The organism is Aeromonas sp. FDAARGOS 1404 (assembly GCF_019047085.1).
In the GTDB taxonomy this organism is placed as follows: Bacteria; Pseudomonadota; Gammaproteobacteria; order Enterobacterales; family Aeromonadaceae; genus Aeromonas; species Aeromonas veronii.
In genome coordinates this window covers 2109602-2125772 of sequence record NZ_CP077237.1, presented here as the reverse complement: position 1 = coordinate 2125772, position 16171 = coordinate 2109602, and the positions used below count along the sequence as shown (strand labels likewise).

16 protein-coding genes and 1 tRNA gene are annotated in these 16171 nt (G+C 59.7%); 9 read left to right on the top strand and 8 right to left on the bottom strand.

The features are described from left to right. Positions 1-52: 52 nt before the first annotated feature. From I6L34_RS09945 to I6L34_RS09915, 7 genes are all read right to left on the bottom strand, one after another. Complete coding sequence (locus I6L34_RS09945) at positions 53-469, bottom strand: META domain-containing protein (RefSeq protein WP_005340725.1); 417 nt, start codon at positions 467-469, stop codon at positions 53-55. A gap of 165 nt (positions 470-634) precedes the next feature. Next, entirely contained in the window at positions 635-1996 is a 1362-nt protein-coding gene (gene yegD / locus I6L34_RS09940; RefSeq protein ID WP_118854446.1) for a molecular chaperone, read from the bottom strand. Positions 1997-2100: 104 nt separating this feature from the next. Further along, positions 2101-3090, bottom strand: a complete 990-nt coding sequence (locus tag I6L34_RS09935) for a 2-hydroxyacid dehydrogenase (protein WP_005340720.1) — start codon at positions 3088-3090, stop codon at positions 2101-2103. Between the two features lie 74 nt (positions 3091-3164). Beyond that, a complete protein-coding gene (locus I6L34_RS09930) occupies positions 3165-3659 on the bottom strand; it encodes a CreA family protein (protein ID WP_047436441.1) in 495 nt (164 codons plus the stop codon). A 26-nt stretch (positions 3660-3685) separates the two neighbouring features. Further along, positions 3686-4132 carry a DUF962 domain-containing protein gene (locus I6L34_RS09925; RefSeq protein ID WP_216956706.1) on the bottom strand — a complete coding sequence of 149 codons (447 nt, stop codon included), beginning with the start codon at positions 4130-4132 and terminating at the stop codon, positions 3686-3688. Positions 4133-4194: 62 nt separating this feature from the next. Further along, entirely contained in the window at positions 4195-5052 is an 858-nt protein-coding gene (locus I6L34_RS09920) for a hypothetical protein (RefSeq protein ID WP_042081792.1), read from the bottom strand. Positions 5053-5199: 147 nt separating this feature from the next. Further along, positions 5200-5586 carry a TraR/DksA C4-type zinc finger protein gene (locus I6L34_RS09915; RefSeq protein WP_005356952.1) on the bottom strand — a complete coding sequence of 129 codons (387 nt, stop codon included), beginning with the start codon at positions 5584-5586 and terminating at the stop codon, positions 5200-5202. A gap of 479 nt (positions 5587-6065) precedes the next feature. Between I6L34_RS09915 and I6L34_RS09910 the strand changes: the two genes are divergently transcribed. The 9 genes from I6L34_RS09910 to I6L34_RS09870 all read left to right on the top strand — a co-directional run bounded on the left by I6L34_RS09910 (position 6066) and on the right by I6L34_RS09870 (position 15350). After that, the gene (locus I6L34_RS09910; RefSeq protein ID WP_088868211.1) at positions 6066-7397 is read left to right on the top strand and encodes a glutamine synthetase family protein; all 1332 of its coding nucleotides are present in this window, start codon (positions 6066-6068) and stop codon (positions 7395-7397) included. A gap of 276 nt (positions 7398-7673) precedes the next feature. Further along, on the top strand, positions 7674-9035 hold the full coding sequence (locus tag I6L34_RS09905; RefSeq protein WP_144715679.1) for an aspartate aminotransferase family protein: 1362 nt from the start codon (positions 7674-7676) through the stop codon (positions 9033-9035). A 53-nt stretch (positions 9036-9088) separates the two neighbouring features. Further along, entirely contained in the window at positions 9089-10186 is a 1098-nt protein-coding gene (locus tag I6L34_RS09900; protein WP_081043449.1) for an extracellular solute-binding protein, read from the top strand. A 119-nt stretch (positions 10187-10305) separates the two neighbouring features. Beyond that, a complete protein-coding gene (locus I6L34_RS09895) occupies positions 10306-11391 on the top strand; it encodes a polyamine ABC transporter substrate-binding protein (RefSeq protein ID WP_058056390.1) in 1086 nt (361 codons plus the stop codon). 78 nt (positions 11392-11469) lie between these two features. After that, complete coding sequence (gene potA / locus I6L34_RS09890; protein ID WP_005340704.1) at positions 11470-12624, top strand: polyamine ABC transporter ATP-binding protein; 1155 nt, start codon at positions 11470-11472, stop codon at positions 12622-12624. Beyond that, positions 12621-13526, top strand: coding sequence for an ABC transporter permease subunit (locus I6L34_RS09885; protein WP_005340703.1), 906 nt, complete (start codon positions 12621-12623; stop codon positions 13524-13526). The genes potA and I6L34_RS09885 overlap by 4 nt, the downstream gene beginning before the upstream one ends. Further along, on the top strand, positions 13526-14368 hold the full coding sequence (locus I6L34_RS09880; RefSeq protein WP_031227712.1) for an ABC transporter permease subunit: 843 nt from the start codon (positions 13526-13528) through the stop codon (positions 14366-14368). The genes I6L34_RS09885 and I6L34_RS09880 overlap by 1 nt, the downstream gene beginning before the upstream one ends. Positions 14369-14413: 45 nt before the next feature. After that, positions 14414-15118 carry an MOSC domain-containing protein gene (locus I6L34_RS09875; RefSeq protein ID WP_216956704.1) on the top strand — a complete coding sequence of 235 codons (705 nt, stop codon included), beginning with the start codon at positions 14414-14416 and terminating at the stop codon, positions 15116-15118. Between the two features lie 155 nt (positions 15119-15273). Beyond that, positions 15274-15350, top strand: a tRNA-Pro gene (locus tag I6L34_RS09870). 260 nt (positions 15351-15610) lie between these two features. Here I6L34_RS09870 and I6L34_RS09865 read toward each other — a convergent pair. Next, on the bottom strand, positions 15611-16138 hold the full coding sequence (locus I6L34_RS09865) for a hypothetical protein (protein WP_005356927.1): 528 nt from the start codon (positions 16136-16138) through the stop codon (positions 15611-15613). Positions 16139-16171 lie beyond the last annotated feature (33 nt).

Sequence of the window (16171 nt, the reverse complement as noted above, 5' to 3'; positions counted from 1 at the left end):
TTGTGCCACAGCCGGACAACATGTTCCTGTTTGTGATGCGGCTTTGTGAGCGCTAGAACACCCAGTCGCGCAAGGTGTATTCCAAACGGTGCTGTTTGCCCTGCAGGATCAGGTTCTGACTGGTGCCGCTCAAGGTTGCCCCCTCGGTCAGGGTGGTCAGTACGGCCTGTTCGATAGTGTCGAGCGGCGGCATGCAGGCCATTTCGGTGCTGCCCAGACTGGTGACCCACAGCTTGTCATCTTCCAGATGGCCCTGACCGAAGTAGCGGTTGCAACCGGCGATGCCATTGACGGTGAAGTGCTCGCCGATCTCGAAATCGGGGGGATTGTCGCGGGGGGCCTTGATCGGTTCGCCATCCAGTTTGCTCAGTACCCAGTGGTGGTGTTGCAGATCTTGCTGAACAAAGGCGGTCGAGCTGCAACCAGCGAGCAGTAACAGGGGGATCAGCAAAAAGGGCAATCTGGGCATGAGGGGGCTCCGGTTGGGGGAGCGTCAAGAATACCCTTTTTGGGCTGTCGGGAGCAGGGCGGGAGAGGGGGCGACCGACCGCTTCTGTCGCCCCTTGTCCCGCGCGACTGTCGCTTAATGGCAACACCCTGGTGATGTTGCCATCGATTTACGCTATCTCAGGGCTCAGTTGGCGAACAGCCGCTCGGCATAACGGGCAAGACCCGCGGCCACCGAGCCGAAGTCATCGCCACCCTCAAGCGGGATGGACGGGAGCTTCTGGCGGATAAAGCTGGCGATCAGCGGCGAGCGGGCGCTACCACCGGTGACGAAGATGCGATCCGGCTGCACACCGGCGGCGGCAATCGCTTCGTCCATCAGCTCGCCAATTTTCTCCAGCAGCAGGGTCGATGCGTTAGCCAGCTGTTCGCGGGTCAGTTCGGCTTCCAGCCCTTTTTCCAGCTCGGCCAGCGACTGGCGATTGAGTTCCTGCTCCGAGAGGGCGATCTTGCCCTGCTCGGCACGCCACACCAGCTGGTGGCTCAGCTTGTGGGCCCGCAGGCTGGCCAGACGACCCAGCTTGCTGCCGGGTTGGCTGTCGAGCTGCAGGTCCTGCAGCTGGCGGGCGGTGTCGAGGCTGTAGAAGCGGCTCTGGGCGCTGACGTCGTTGATGGCGGCCGCATCCCAGAACAGCGGGTGGGGCAGCGGCTTGCCGGTCTTGAGGGTCTCGTGCATGCCGAGTAGCGGCATCATCCCCTCCACCGTCAGGCGGATGTCGAAGTCGTTGCCGCCGATCCGCTGGCCGCTGTGGCCGAGCAGATCGCCGCTGCGATCCAGCTGATCGCGGTAGCTGGGACCCATCCGCAGCATGGAGCAGTCTGTGGTACCGCCGCCGATATCCACCACCAGCACCACGGCGTCTTCGGTGAGGCGCGCCTCGAATTCAAACCCGGCGGCCACCGGCTCGTAGAGGAACTCCACCTGCTCGAAACCGGCCAGACGGGCCGCCTCGGTCAGGATGGCGATAGCTTGCTGGTTGCTCTCTTCCCCCGCCAGACCCTGGAAGTTGACCGGTCGGCCGATCACCGCCTGGCGGATCGGGGCGCCGAGCTGCTGCTCCGCCTGCTGGCGGACATGGAGCATCATGGCGCAGACGATGTCTTCAAACAGGGCGATCTGGGGGGCCTTGAGGCCATAGGCACCGAGGAAGGATTTCGGCGATTTGATGTAGTAGCCGTCGTCCGGCTCTTCCAGATAGCGCTCCAGCGCGGCACCGCCAAAGCTCAGCTCGTCGATCAGTCCCTCTTCGCGCATCTGGCGGCGAACCATCTGGGCGCGGGTGACCACGGGGCCACGCAGCTTGAGGTACTCCGCCTGCTGGGCGGGGGCCAGCCCTTCGGCCAACAGACCGGCGATAGCATCCCGGTGGGGGGCATGCAGGGTGGAGGGGAGATAGCGGGATGCACCAAGATTCAGCAGCCTGGGGCTACCTTGTTCCATCACGGCCACGGCACAGTTGGAGGTGCCGTAATCAAATCCGATAAACATGGGTGCCAGACTCCTGAATAAAAAAGGGGGGCTAGCCTACCCGAAGGCGCCGGGTCTCACAACCCGGCGCACCGCAATGAAGAACAGGATGAAGGGATTAGCCCTTATTCCACTTCGTTGTCGCAGCGGCCCTGGCTCTCGATGGCGCGGATATTACCGAGGGTGGTATCGGCGATGGCGTGCAGCGCCTCACGGGTCAGGAACGCCTGATGGCCGGTGAACAGCACGTTGTGGCAGGCTGACAGGCGGCGGAACACGTCATCGGTGATCACCTCGTTGGACTTGTCGGAGAAGAAGAGATCCTCTTCCTCTTCGTAGACGTCCAGCCCCAGCGCGCCGATACGGGAGGTCTTGAGTGCCTCAATGGCGGCGTTGGAGTCGAGCAGGCCGCCCCGGCTGGTGTTGATGATCATTACCCCGTCCTTCATCTTGGCGAACGCCTCCTTGTTCAACAGGTGGTAGTTCTCTTTGAACAGCGGGCAGTGCAGGCTGATGATATCGGATTGGCGGAACAGAGTATCGAGATCCACGTACTCGGCACCCAGCTCGATGGCTGCCGGATTCTGGTAAGGATCGTTGACCAGCAGGCGAACCCCGAAGCCCTTGAGGATACGCAGGGCGGCCAGACCGATCTTGCCGGTGCCGATGACGCCAACGGTCTTGCCATGCATGTTGAAGCCGACCAGCCCTTCCAGCGAGAAGTTGGCGTCGCGGGTGCGCTGATAAGCCTTATGGATGCGGCGGTTGAGGCACATCATCATGCCGACGGCGTGTTCTGCGGTCGCCTCGGGGGAGTAGGCAGGCACCCGCACCACTTTCAGCCCCAGCTCTTTGGCGGCGGCCAGATCCACGTTGTTGTAACCGGCGCAGCGCAGGGCGATCACCTGGGTGCCGTTGGCAGCCAGTTCGGTCAATACCTCGCGGTCGGCATCGTCATTGACAAACAGACACACCACCGGGAAGCCGTGAGCCAGTCGGGCCGTTTTGGCCTCCAGCCGTACATCGAAAAACTCCAGGTCGAAGCCGTACTGGCTGTTGGCCTGGTTGAAATGCTCTTTGTCATAGCTCTTGGTACTGAATACGGCGACTTTCATGGTATGTGCTCCGCAGCGTGTGTGTCGTCAAATTACAACAAAATGGGTCAGCTATCACCGGACAAACTGGCTGGTTATTGTCCCCAGGGCATAATGGGAACGGCGCTGACTGCACTCTTGTACGAACCATCCACCAGTTTGGTGCTGTAGGTCAGGTAAACCAGTGCATTGCGTTTCTTGTCGTAAAAACGCACCACTTTCTGCTCCTTGAACACCAGCGAGGTGCTGACATCGAACACCTCTTCCCCCGCTTTCAGCTTTTCGGGCAGGGTGATGGGGCCGATCTGGTGGCATGAGAGGGAGGCGTGGGAGGGATCTTCCGCCAGTCCCAACCCGCCTTTGACGCCACCTGTCTTGGGGCGCGCCAGATAGCAGGCGACGCCGTCGATGCGCGGGTCGTCGAACGCCTCCACCAGGATCTTGTGGTTGGGGCCGAAGAGCTTGAAGGCTGTGCTCACTTCACCGACGGTATCAGCCTTGTCGGCCAGCGCCGGGCCGGCAAACAGGGCCCCCAGTAGCAGGGGCAGGGCGCGGCGCAGGGCGTTATGTCGCGTGTGGTTATGTGTCATGGTCTCTCCTGTTGGCCCGGCACTCCTCAATAGGGAATGCCCAGGCGACGATAGAGGCTGGCAAGCACCCAGGCGGGGCCTATCAGCAGAAATTGCAGGTCGGCGAGGAAGGAGGGGCGTTTGCCCTCGATCTTGTGGCCGACAAACTGGGCTATCCAGAGCAGCACGAACGCTGCCACGGCGGGCCACAACAGCGGCCCCTGCCATTGGTGGCAGAAGGCCAGCCCGAGCGCGGTCAGCCCGGCCATCCCCGCGAACAGCGAAAACGACAGCTGCAGATAGAACAGCAGCACCGGAATGGCTGCCACTGCCGCCCAGTTGAGGGGCTCTGGCAAGGGCCCGTGTGGCAGACACCAGAGCAGCGCCAGCGAGCAGAGATAGATGCCCGGCACCGCCAGCTTGTGGATGGCGACGTTTATCGGATGGCGATGGCTCAGGCCATACTCCGCAAACCACTCCTGGATTCCCTTCATGGCACCTCCCTGGCGCACTGTGTTCTCGCAGCCTGACCTTCGTGGTCAGGTGCTCGTGATGCTTATCCCTGCGGTGGATACTCCCAATATTGGGCCGGAATGGATTTTAGCAATGGGGTCATATCCGGATTGGGCAGGGCGATGGTGACCCGCTGATCGAGGTTGGCACTGGCGAGCGCTTCGCGGATCTTGGGGTTGTCATTGAAGAACTTCATAAAGCTGCCATCGGCATAGGCCCGCTCCAGCCCGGTCTGAATCGCCTTGGCCAGCTTGGGGTATTCGGGGCTGACGAAGAAGAACTGGGCGAAGGGGTAACGGATCAGCAGATGCTGCTCGATGGCGAGGTTGGGATACTGCGCCACAAGCTCGCTGCGCTCGGCGAAGATCTCCACCAGGGCGCGCGGGAAGAAGTCGATCTTGTCGCCGTCGTTGATAAGGCGAAACAGGCTGCTGTATCGGCCGGAGAAGGTCGGGATGCCTGCATTTTCCAGAATTTTGTTATCGGCCCAACCGACCCCTTGCGCCGCCTTCAGCTGTTTGAGGTCGGCCAGGGTATTGATCTGGTTGAACTTCTCCTGAGCGTCCGCGTGGATGAACGACAACCGCAATCCTTCCAGCCCGCGAAACAGCGGAATGGGGACGGCAATCAGGGAGGATTCGAGTGCGCTGGAGGTGCCCATCCAGAAGACGTTGATGGTCTTGCCCTTGCTCAGCTGCTGCTGGAGGGTGAACTGGTTGAGGTCGAGTTCGACAGGCTGGATGCGAAAGGGTTGCCCGGAGCGGGTCAGGGCCAGTTCCAGCAGCTTGTACTGGTACTCCTGGTCAAGATTGTTGACGGGACGGCTGGGGACCTTGACCGTCAGAACCTGTGCTTGTGCCAGCAGTGGCAGGCACAAGCACAGCTTGATGAGCCATTTCACTCTCTGTTCTCCTGTAGATTCCGGAAGGTGTCCGGAGTCTAACAGAACTTGTCACCATCTTGCTGCGAGGCGTTGTGCAAGGTTTGAGCGCGGGGCCCTGCCTTGCTGGCGTCTGTTGCACCAGAATGGTGACGGTTCTTCGAAGAATCAGGCGACGCGACGGAACACGTGGGTATCGTTAAATTCCTTGGTGCTCTGGCATTCGACGCAGAAACGGGATTCCGGACGGGCATGCAGCCGCTTGAGGGAGATCTCGTCACCGCAAGATTCGCAGTAACCAAAATCCCCTTCGCTGATGCGCTTCAATGCGCCCCGCAGCTTGCGCAGGTGCAGCTTGTCGTGCTCGATGCGGTTCAGCTCCAGACGGCGGGCTTCCTCGATACTGGCACGGTCAATTTCATCAGCCATCTCGTTGGTGTCGGTGGCGATGGCCTGGCTGGCCTGGGAGTTCAGGCGCTCTTCGAGCTCGACGATCTGTCGCTCGATCTGCCCCTTGTAAAAGGCCAGTTGGTCTTCAGTCATGAAATCACACATACGATTAACTACCAGTCAGTTTACTAACCCAATTATCCCTGTTTATGGGGGCTGTCTGCCTACAGACCAAGCCCTTGTATCCCGATTTGCACCTGTTTCATGCAAGAGAGTGCAAATCAGGGCGGGCCTTGTACCAAAAAAATGCAGCCAAGCAAAGCAAATAGGATAAGGATTGTGCGCCCTTGCAAAAAAATGGTCCGTTCCTGCGGGGGATTGGTCGGGATCTGGCGCCTGCTTCACCCTCTGTTGGCATCGCCTTTGCAACGATGAGAGGGGGGGCTTCGTACGGATTTGAGTGTTTAGTATTTGGTGCCGCCTTGGTCATTATATGCGCCGTTATTTATAGTTTTTTAAACACGCCCGCTTGACATTGCCCTTGATGGCGGGCTTTTATGGTGATGTTGATTACAATTTTATAACAAGGGTGTTCCATATATTAGACACCCTTGCCAATGGCAACCGTAAAGTCGGGGTTTAACATGGACAGTATCAAAGGCTGGATGGAGAGCAATCGCATCACGGAAGTGGAGTGCCTGTTCCCGGATTTCACCGGCAACGCCCGGGGCAAGATCATCCCAGCCAACAAGTTTTTGCGTGAAGGGGGCATGCGTCTGCCCGAGGTGATTTTCACCCAGACGGTGACCGGCGAATATCCGGATGACGACAGCATGATCGACCCGCTGGAGCGGGACATGCAGCTCTATCCCGACCCCAACACCATCCGTTTTGTCCCCTGGGCGCTGGAGCCCACTGCCCAGGTGATCCACGACTGTTTCGACGTCAACGGCAAGCTGATCGACATCGCGCCGCGCTCCGTGCTGCGTCGGGTTCTGTCATTTTACGAGAAGCAGGGCTGGAAGCCGGTGGTGGCGCCCGAGCTGGAATTCTATCTGGTCACCCGTAACGAAGACCCCGACTATCCGCTGGTGCCGCCGGTGGGTCGCAACGGCCGCCCGGAGACCGCCCGCCAGTCGTTCAGTATCGATGCGGTCAACGAGTTTGACCCCATCTTTGAAGACATGTACGACTACTGCGAGGCGCAGGAACTGGAAGTGGACACCCTGATCCACGAGTCGGGCGCCGCCCAGATGGAGATCAACTTCCTGCATGGTGATGCCATCGATCTGGCGGATCAGGTGTTCCTGTTCAAGCGCACCATGCGTGAGGCCGCACACCGCCACGGCATCTATGCCACCTTTATGGCCAAGCCGATGAGCGACGAACCGGGGTCGGCCATGCACATCCACCAGAGTCTGGAAGATGTGAACGGCCACAACCTGTTCGGTACCCCGAGCGGCGGCAATAGCGAACAGTTCATGCACTTCATCGCCGGTTTGCAGAAATACACCCCGGCGGTGACCGCCCTGCTGGCCCCCAACGTCAACTCCTACCGCCGCCTCACCTTTGGCGAGAGCGCGCCGCGCAACGTCCAGTGGGGGGTTGAGAACCGTACCTGTGGCCTGCGGGTGCCCTTCTCCGACCCCAGTGCACGCCGGGTGGAGAACCGCTTCGCCGGTGCCGATGCCAACCCCTATCTGGCGCTGGCCGCCACTCTGGCTTGTGGCTATCTCGGCATGATGGAGAAGCTGGAGCCGCTGCCGGAGATGAAGTCGAGCGCCTATGACCTGCCCTACAGCCTGCCCCGCTCGCTGGAAGAGGCGCTCAGCCATCTCGAACAGTGCGAGCCCATCAAGGAGATGCTGGGTGAACGCTTCACTCGCGCCTTTGTCGCGGTCAAACGTAAAGAGTACGAGACCTACTTCGGGGTGATCAGTCGCTGGGAGCGGGAGTTCCTGCTGCTGAACGTTTGATCCCCCTGTAACGGGGAGGCCGGAGTCGGCCTCTCCGATCCCTGTATCGAAGAGACCGGAACGCGAGTCAGGTGGCGGCAGCCACCTGTGAGTGGTTGTGGCCGAAAGAGCGCTGCGACCTGGATTGATTAACGATTGAATCTTGCCAAATCGAAGGCGCAGGGGAGTAACGAATGCAGCAGACACGCCGTGAGTGACTGTGGCTGCGAACGTGCCGACCCATCTGACTATTTGACGACTGAATCTTGCTAAATCGAAGGAACCGAGGAGCAACAAATGCAGCAGACAACCCGTGAGTGGCAACAACTGGATGCCAGCCACCACCTGCACCCCTTTACCGACTTTCAGGCCCTGAACAAGAAGGGCTCGCGCATCATTACCAACGCCAGCGGCGTCTATCTGGAGGATTCCGAGGGCAAACGCATTCTCGACGGCATGGCGGGCCTGTGGTGCGTCAATATGGGCTATGGCCGCCAGGAGCTGGTGGATGCCGCTACCCGCCAGATGCAGCAGTTGCCCTATTACAACCTTTTCTTCCAGACCGCTCACCCGCCGGTGATCGAGCTGGCGACCCTGCTGGCCGAGGTGACGCCAGCCCATCTCAACCACGTCTTCTTCACCGGTTCCGGCTCCGAGTGCAACGACACCGTGCTGCGGATGGTGCGCCACTACTGGGCCAGCAAGGGTCAGCCTGACAAACAGGTGATCATCAGCCGCCACAACGCCTATCACGGCTCCACCGTGGCGGGGGCGAGTCTGGGTGGCATGAAGGGGATGCATGCCCAGGGCGGCCTGCCCATTCCCGGCATAGTGCACATCGATCAGCCCTACCACTTCGGTGAGGGGCAGGGGATGAGTGCCCACGAGTTCGGGCTGGAGCGGGCCCGTCAGCTGGAGCAGAAGATTCTGGAGCTGGGGGTGGACAAGGTGGCTGCTTTTATCGGCGAGCCGATCCAGGGGGCGGGCGGCGTCATCATTCCGCCTGACAGCTACTGGCCGGAGATCCAGCGCATCTGCGATCACTACGGCATCCTGCTGATCGCCGACGAGGTGATCTGCGGCTTTGGCCGTACCGGCCACTGGTTTGCCAGCGAAGGGTTTGGCATCAAGCCGGACCTGATGTGTCTTGCCAAGGGGATCACCTCCGGTTATCTGCCGCTCGGCGCAGTGATGGTGAGCGACCGGGTTGCCAAGGGGTTGGTGGAGGAGGGGGGCGAGTTCAACCACGGCTTCACCTACTCGGGCCATCCGGTCTCTTGCGCAGTGGCGGTGGCCAACATCCAGCTTATGCAGAAAGAGAGCATAGTTAAGCGAGTGCATGATACTATCGGCCCCTATTTGCAGCGCCGCTGGGCAGAGCTGGCCGATCATCCGCTGGTGGGAGAAACCCGAGGCAAAGGATTGGTCGCCGCGCTGGAAATCGTTGAGGACAAGCAGACCAACCGGCGTTTCCCAGCTCAGGCAAATGCGGGGATGACTTGCCGGGAGTTCTGCTTTAACAATGGCTTGGTGATGAGGGCGGTAGGCGATACCATGATCATATCGCCCCCCTTGGTCATCACCGAGGAACAGGTTGATGAATTGGTCGATCTGGCCAGGCGCAGTCTGGATCTGACAGCCGCAAAGCTGAAGGGTTGAGGTGGGTCGGGCAGGTTGGCATGCGCATACAATTTGCTTAGGAGACAAGGATGATGTCTTTCAAAACAGGAGTGATCGCTGCCTCTGTGGCTCTGGTCATGGCAAGTGCCGGAGCAATGGCTGAAGAGAAGGTGCTGCACGTCTACAACTGGAGCGACTACATAGCGCCGGATACCCTGGATAATTTCCAGAAGGAGACGGGGATCAAGGTGGTCTATGACGTGTTCGACAGTAACGAGGTACTGGAAGCCAAGTTGCTGGCGGGTAGTTCGGGCTACGATATCGTGGTGCCATCCAACCCCTTCCTGGCCAAGCAGATCAAGGCGGGCGTGTTCCAGAAACTGGACAAGTCCAAGCTCTCCAACTGGCAAAACATGGATGTCGACCTGCTCAAGGCGCTCGAGCCGAGCGATCCGGGCAACCAGTACTCCATCCCCTATCTGTGGGGCACCATCGGCTATGCCTACAACGCCGAGAAGGTGAAAGCCGTGCTGGGGGCCGATGCCCCGATCAACTCCTGGGATCTGGTGTTCAAGCCGGAGAACATGGCCAAGTTGAAAGAGTGTGGCGTCTCCTTCCTCGATTCACCGACCGAAATGCTGCCGGCTGCCCTGCAATATCTGGGCTTCAAACCGGATAGCCAGAAACCGGCCGAGCTGAAGAAGGCTGAGGAGCTGTTCCTCTCCATCCGTCCCTATACCGCCTATTTCCACTCCTCCAAGTACATCTCGGATCTGGCCAACGGCAACCTCTGCGTCGCGGTCGGTTACTCCGGTGACTTGCAGCAGTCCAAGGCGCGGGCAGCCGAGGCCAAGAATGGTGTCGCGCTCACCTACACCATTCCGAAAGAGGGGGCAGGCAGCTTCTTTGACATGATCGCCATTCCGGCGGATGCCAAGAACGTCGAGGCAGCCCACACCTTCATCAACTACCTGATGAAGCCCGAGGTGATCGCCAATATCACCAACGTGGTGCAGTTCCCGAACGGCAACAAGGCGGCGACCCCGCTGGTGGATGAGGCGATCCGCACCGATCCGGGTATCTACCCTGATGCGGCGACCCTGCAGAAGATCTACACCTTCCCGGATCTGCCGGCCAAGGTGCAGCGTCTGATGACCCGCAGCTGGACCAAGATCAAGTCCGGCAAGTAAGTAACGAATGCCCCTCCCGGTCCGCAGTTCGGCCGGGAGGGTAGTGATGCCATCCATCCGGATGGGCCGCGCGAATGGATGCGCAGACGGTCAACCACTGAAACAGGAGAACTGACACCGTGAATACAACCAGATTGCTAACCATAGCGCTGACCATGGGATTGGCGAATGTGGCCCAGGCTGCCCCTGTGCTGCACTTCTACAACTGGTCTGACTATATCGGCGAGACCACCCTCAGCGATTTCCAGCTGGCGACCGGGATCAAGACCGTCTATGACGTGTTTGACTCCAACGAGACCCTGGAAGGCAAGTTGCTGACGGGGCGGACCGGTTACGATTTGGTGGTGCCCTCCAATAATTTCCTGGCCAAGCAGATCAAGGCGGGAGCCTTCCAGAAGCTGGATAAATCCCTGCTGCCCAATCTGGCCAACCTGGATCCCGTGCTGCTCAAGCAGCTCGACAAGGTGGATCCGGGTCATCAGTACGCGGTGCCCTATCTGTGGGGGACCAACGGCATCGGCTACAACGTCGACAAAATCAAGGCGGTGCTGGGGGTCGACAAGATTGACTCCTGGGCCACCATCTTCGAACCGGCAAACATGGCGAAACTCTCTCGCTGCGGCGTCGCCTTCCTCGACTCTGCCGACGAGATGATCCCTGCTGCCCTCAACTACCTCGGACTCGATCCCAACAGTCATGCGACGGGGGATATCAAGCAGGCCGAGGCGCTGCTGCTCAAGGTGCGGCCCTATGTGGCCTACTTCCACTCCTCCAAATACATCGGCGATCTCGCCAATGGCGACATCTGCGTGGCGGCCGGTTTTTCCGGCGACATCCTGCAAGCCGCTGCCCGCGCCGATGAAGCTGGCAAGGGGGTGAAAATTGCCTACAGCATTCCGAAAGAGGGGGGCAATCTCTGGTTCGACATGATGGCGATCCCGTCCGATGCCACCAATGTCAAAGAGGCGCACGCTCTCATCAACTACGTCCTGCAGCCCGAAGTGATCGCCAAGGTCAGCGACTATGTGGGCTACGCGAATCCCAACTCAAGGGCGGGCGAGTTTATGGATGAGGCGGTGCGCAACAATGAGGAGGTATATCCCCCTCAGGCCGTGCTGGAGCGACTCTATGTGCAGGAAGCACATCCCCGCTCGGTACAGCGTCTAATCACCCGGAGTTGGACCAAGATCAAGTCCGGTACCTAACCTTGGTGCCCGTTCGGGGGCGCCAAATCGCTTTTATGGATCGGCCGCAAGGCCGGTATCACGTTGGGGAGTTTGGTAATGGCGATAGCCTCCAGTGCCTACAAGAAAGCCCTCGAGGGCAGTCAGCAGCGCAAAGAAGTGCTGGTGAAAATTGATCGGGTAAGCAAGCAGTTCGACGAAACGCTGGCGGTCGATAACGTATCTCTCAATATTCACAAGGGGGAGATTTTCGCCCTGCTCGGCGGGTCCGGTTCCGGCAAATCGACCCTGCTGCGGATGCTGGCCGGTTTCGAGCGCCCGACCGAGGGGCGGCTGTTCCTCGACGGGGTCGACATCACCGACATGCCCCCCTATGAACGCCCCATCAACATGATGTTCCAGTCCTACGCCCTGTTCCCCCATATGACGGTGGCCCAGAACATCGCCTTTGGCCTCAAGCAGGATGGCCTGCCCAAGGCCGAGATCGATGCCCGGGTGGAGGAGATGCTCAAGCTGGTGCAGATGACCCAGTATGCCCGCCGCAAACCGCATCAGCTCTCCGGTGGCCAGCGCCAGCGGGTGGCGTTGGCTCGTTCCCTGGCCAAGCGTCCCAAGTTGCTGCTGCTGGATGAACCCATGGGGGCGCTCGACAAGAAGCTGCGTTCCAAGATGCAACTGGAGCTGGTGGAGATCATCGAGCGGGTCGGGGTTACCTGCGTCATGGTGACCCACGATCAGGAAGAGGCCATGACCATGGCGGAGCGGATCGCCATCATGCACCTCGGCTGCATCGAGCAGATCGGCAGTCCGATGGATATCTACGAGACTCCGGCCAGTCGGCTGGTGTGCGAGTTCATCGGCAACGTCAACCTGTTTGACGGCCTGCTGGTGGAGGATGAGCAGGACCACGCCACCATCGCCTGCGCCGATCTGGAGCAGCCCATCTATGTGGGCCACGGCATCAGCTCCCGCGCCGAAAACAAGAAGGTGACCTATGCCCTGCGGCCGGAAAAACTGCTGATGAGTCTGCAAAAACCGGAGGAGATCGAGCACCCGGACTTCAACTGGACCAAGGGTGAGGTCTATGACATCGCTTATCTGGGCGGTCACTCGGTTTATCACATCCAGCTGCCCTCGGGCAAAATCGTTCAGGCTTTCATCGCCAATGCCGAACGCCACGGCAAGCGGCCAACCTGGGATGACCAGGTGTTCCTCTACTGGGAAGATGACAGCGGCGTGGTGCTGCAATCATGAAGTTCTTGCAACGACTGAAGCGGGTCGGGGGGCGCCGACTGGTGATCGGCATCCCCTTCTTCTGGCTGTTCCTCTTCTTCCTGCTGCCCTTCGTCATCGTGGTGAAGATCAGTTTTGCGGAAGCGGATGTGGCGATCCCGCCCTACACCGATGTGGTGAGCTGGGCCGACAATCAGCTCACCATCCTGCTCAACATGGGCAACTACCTGCTGCTACAGGAGGATGAGCTCTATATCGCGGCCTATCTGGGCTCCCTCAAGATGGCCTTCGTCAGCACTTTACTCTGCCTGCTGATTGGCTATCCGATGGCCTACTCCATCGCCCGTGCCAACAAGGAGACCCAAACCGTTCTGCTGCTGCTGATCATGATGCCGACCTGGACCGCCATTCTGATCCGGGTCTACGCGTGGATGGGGATCCTCAGCAACAACGGCCTGCTCAACAGCGTCTTGCTGGGGATCGGGGTGATCGACGAGCCGCTGCAGATCCTCAACACCAACCTGGCGGTCTATATCGGCATCGTTTACTCCTACCTGCCCTTCATGGTGCTGCCGCTCTACGCCAATCTGGTCAAGCATGACCAGAGCCTGCTGGAGGCCGCCTCCGACCTGGGGGCCCGCAACCTGACTCGTTTCTGGCAGATCACGGTGCCGCTCTCCAAGAACGGCATTATCGCCGGCTGCATGCTGGTGTTCATTCCGGTGGTGGGGGAGTTCGTTATTCCGGAAATGCTGGGCGGCCCGGAGACCCTGATGATCGGCAAGGTGCTGTGGCAGGAGTTCTTCAACAACCGCGACTGGCCGGTTGCCTCTGCGCTGGCGGTAGTGATGCTGGCGGTGCTGATCATTCCGATCATCCTCTTCAACCGTAACCAGGCCAAAGAGCTGGAGGGCAAGGCATGATGAGACGTTTCGGTTTTGCCAAACTGATGCTCTGGCTGGGGCTGCTGTTTATCTACCTGCCCATGATCATCATGGTGATCTACTCCTTCAACGCCTCCAAGCTGGTGACGGTGTGGGGTGGCTGGTCGCTCAAGTGGTACTTCGGCCTGCTCGACAACAAGCAGCTGATCGGGTCTGTGTTCCGCTCGCTGGAGATTGCCTTCTACACCGCGATCGCCGCGGTGGCGCTGGGGACGGTAGCAGCCTTCGTGCTGACCCGAATTCCCCACTTCCGTGGTCGCACCCTGTTCGGCGGCATGGTGACGGCGCCGCTGGTGATGCCCGAGGTGATCACCGGTCTGTCGCTGCTGCTGCTGTTCGTGGCGATGGCCCAGCTGGTGGGCTGGCCCGCCGAGCGGGGCATGCTGACCATCTGGATCGCCCACACCACCTTCTGTACCGCCTACGTGGCGATCGTGGTGTCGGCGCGGTTGCGGGAGCTGGATCTCTCTATCGAGGAGGCGGCAATGGATCTCGGCGCCAAGCCGTGGAAGGTGTTCTTCCTGATCACCATCCCGATGATCGCCCCCTCGCTGGCGGCAGGCGGCATGATGTCGTTCGCCCTGTCGCTGGATGATCTGGTGCTGGCGAGCTTCGTCTCCGGCCCGGGCTCCACCACCTTGCCGATGGAGGTCTTCTCGGCGGTGCGGCTCGGGGTTAAACCCGAGATCAACGCGGTGGCCAGCCTGATCCTGTTGTCGGTATCGCTCTTTACCTTCGGCAGCTGGTATCTGATGGCCAGGGCGGAGAAGCGCCGTCGCGCCGAGATCGCCATGACCACCCAGATGCAGGCCGTCGTCTGACGCCATGATAAGATCCGCCTACTCTCGTCAATCTGGAGGATGAGTATGCGGATCTCCCTTTTTAGCGGTTGTGGCACCGAGCTGGTGCCCGGCCTCACCAGCGCTATTCACAAGCAACCGATCTCTGCACCAGTTCGCTGTACCTTTGCCGGTCTGGAAGGGGATGAGCAGTGTGACCTGCGCCACCACGGTGGCCCGGATCGGGCGCTCCACTACTATCCTGCCGATCACTATCTCTGGTGGCAGACCTGGCAAACCGCGCTGGACTTGCCTGCGCCACGTACACCCTGGCAACCTGCCGCCTTTGGCGAGAACCTCTCCGGTCTCGGGCTGACCGAGGCGCAAGCCTGCATTGGCGATGTCTATCGACTCGGCGAGGCGCTGATCCAGATCAGCCAGCCGAGATCCCCCTGTTTCAAGCTCAACCAGCGCTTTGGCTATGGCCAGATGTCGCAGGTGATGCAACTGAATGGCCGTTGTGGCTGGCTGCTGCGGGTGCTGGAGGAGGGCATGATCGCGCCTGACACGGCCATGGAGCTGGTAGACAGACCCTATCCCGAACTGACGGTGAAGCGCACCGCCGATATCCTGTTCAATCAGGTGCGCAATGAAGCGGATCTGCTGATGTTGCTGGAGAATCTGGCCCTCTCCCCCAACTGGCGCCAGCATGCAGCCGACTGGCTGGAGCATGGCACTGTGGCTGACTGGCAGCGCCGTCTGCTGGGGCCGGCATCCCTGCGCCTGGCCTGACGGCCGGTTGCCGGAATGTCACCAGCTGGCTGCAGCCCGGTAAACGGATGAAAAGAGTGCTGAATAGTTGAGCGAACAGCACTTTTTTTCCTGCAAAATGCAAAAAAGTCTTGTGTCGGGTCGGGGCTTTCGGTAAATTCCCGTCCCGCAGACATCGGTGTGTAGCGCAGCTTGGTAGCGCACTTCGTTCGGGACGAAGGGGTCGGAGGTTCGAATCCTCTCACACCGACCAAATTTGAAAAGGCCGCTCAATAGAGCGGCCTTTTTGCATTTATCCTTCCTGTTTTCCCGATTTTCTTTAGCTGCTGACCTGTTACCTGGCCAAGTGATCTGACTTGCTGTATGCAGGGTCAAAGCAAGACTACAGACATTAAAAGGGCCACCGCTCGGTGGCCCATCGGTGGAGTCTGATCCTGACTCCGGCACTCTAGATTGTGGCAATCTCGCTATGGGTCTTGTCTATGGTGCCCTCCTTGCGCGCCAGGCGCTTACTCAGATATGCCAGTGCTGATGCCGCAAAGCCTTGAAACTGTGTTGAGGCAGCAAGGCCGCGTGCTTGGGGTACTCACTAATGAAATGTTCTATTCCCTCCATCAGTTGTGCACGTAATGAAATAACGGGCTCATGCCAGGCTTGCAGGCATAGATGGCCGGGGATCAACTGCTCCTGATAATCTTCCAGCAGCTGTTCTGGCCAGGGTTCAATACCGGAATTGCGTTGCAGCAAATAGTGGGCGGCGGGTTCACGGGCATAAATGAACTGAATTTGGGCCAGATCGCGTTGGCATAGCGTTTGACTGTTGATGTGACAGGTCAAATATTTTCCCGTTTTCAGATCCAGAAAGTGACCGCGTTGCCGACAGGGAACGATGCGATACCAAGGCAGGGGTGAGGAGAGAGAATACCCCTCAAGCTCCTGTTCCAACCAGTGGCGACACTCGGGTGTCTGCACCTCGTCGAGCATGGACTCGAGCTGTGTCAACAAAGCTCTGGATGGTTTGATGGCCAGTTTCGCACTCATCGCCTGCAATCCTCCCTCTGCACACAATCCCGA

Coding starts and splice junctions, on each gene's coding strand:
- I6L34_RS09930 (WP_047436441.1), bottom strand. CDS start 3,659: ATGACACATAACCACACGCGACATAACGCCCTGCGCCGCGCCCTGCCC.
- I6L34_RS09900 (WP_081043449.1), top strand. CDS start 9,089: ATGTCTTTCAAAACAGGAGTGATCGCTGCCTCTGTGGCTCTGGTCATG.
- I6L34_RS09875 (WP_216956704.1), top strand. CDS start 14,414: ATGCGGATCTCCCTTTTTAGCGGTTGTGGCACCGAGCTGGTGCCCGGC.
- potA (WP_005340704.1), top strand. CDS start 11,470: ATGGCGATAGCCTCCAGTGCCTACAAGAAAGCCCTCGAGGGCAGTCAG.
- I6L34_RS09915 (WP_005356952.1), bottom strand. CDS start 5,586: ATGTGTGATTTCATGACTGAAGACCAACTGGCCTTTTACAAGGGGCAG.
- I6L34_RS09910 (WP_088868211.1), top strand. CDS start 6,066: ATGGACAGTATCAAAGGCTGGATGGAGAGCAATCGCATCACGGAAGTG.
- I6L34_RS09885 (WP_005340703.1), top strand. CDS start 12,621: ATGAAGTTCTTGCAACGACTGAAGCGGGTCGGGGGGCGCCGACTGGTG.
- yegD (WP_118854446.1), bottom strand. CDS start 1,996: ATGTTTATCGGATTTGATTACGGCACCTCCAACTGTGCCGTGGCCGTG.
- I6L34_RS09925 (WP_216956706.1), bottom strand. CDS start 4,132: ATGAAGGGAATCCAGGAGTGGTTTGCGGAGTATGGCCTGAGCCATCGC.
- I6L34_RS09905 (WP_144715679.1), top strand. CDS start 7,674: ATGCAGCAGACAACCCGTGAGTGGCAACAACTGGATGCCAGCCACCAC.
- I6L34_RS09865 (WP_005356927.1), bottom strand. CDS start 16,138: ATGAGTGCGAAACTGGCCATCAAACCATCCAGAGCTTTGTTGACACAG.
- I6L34_RS09935 (WP_005340720.1), bottom strand. CDS start 3,090: ATGAAAGTCGCCGTATTCAGTACCAAGAGCTATGACAAAGAGCATTTC.
- I6L34_RS09880 (WP_031227712.1), top strand. CDS start 13,526: ATGAGACGTTTCGGTTTTGCCAAACTGATGCTCTGGCTGGGGCTGCTG.
- I6L34_RS09945 (WP_005340725.1), bottom strand. CDS start 469: ATGCCCAGATTGCCCTTTTTGCTGATCCCCCTGTTACTGCTCGCTGGT.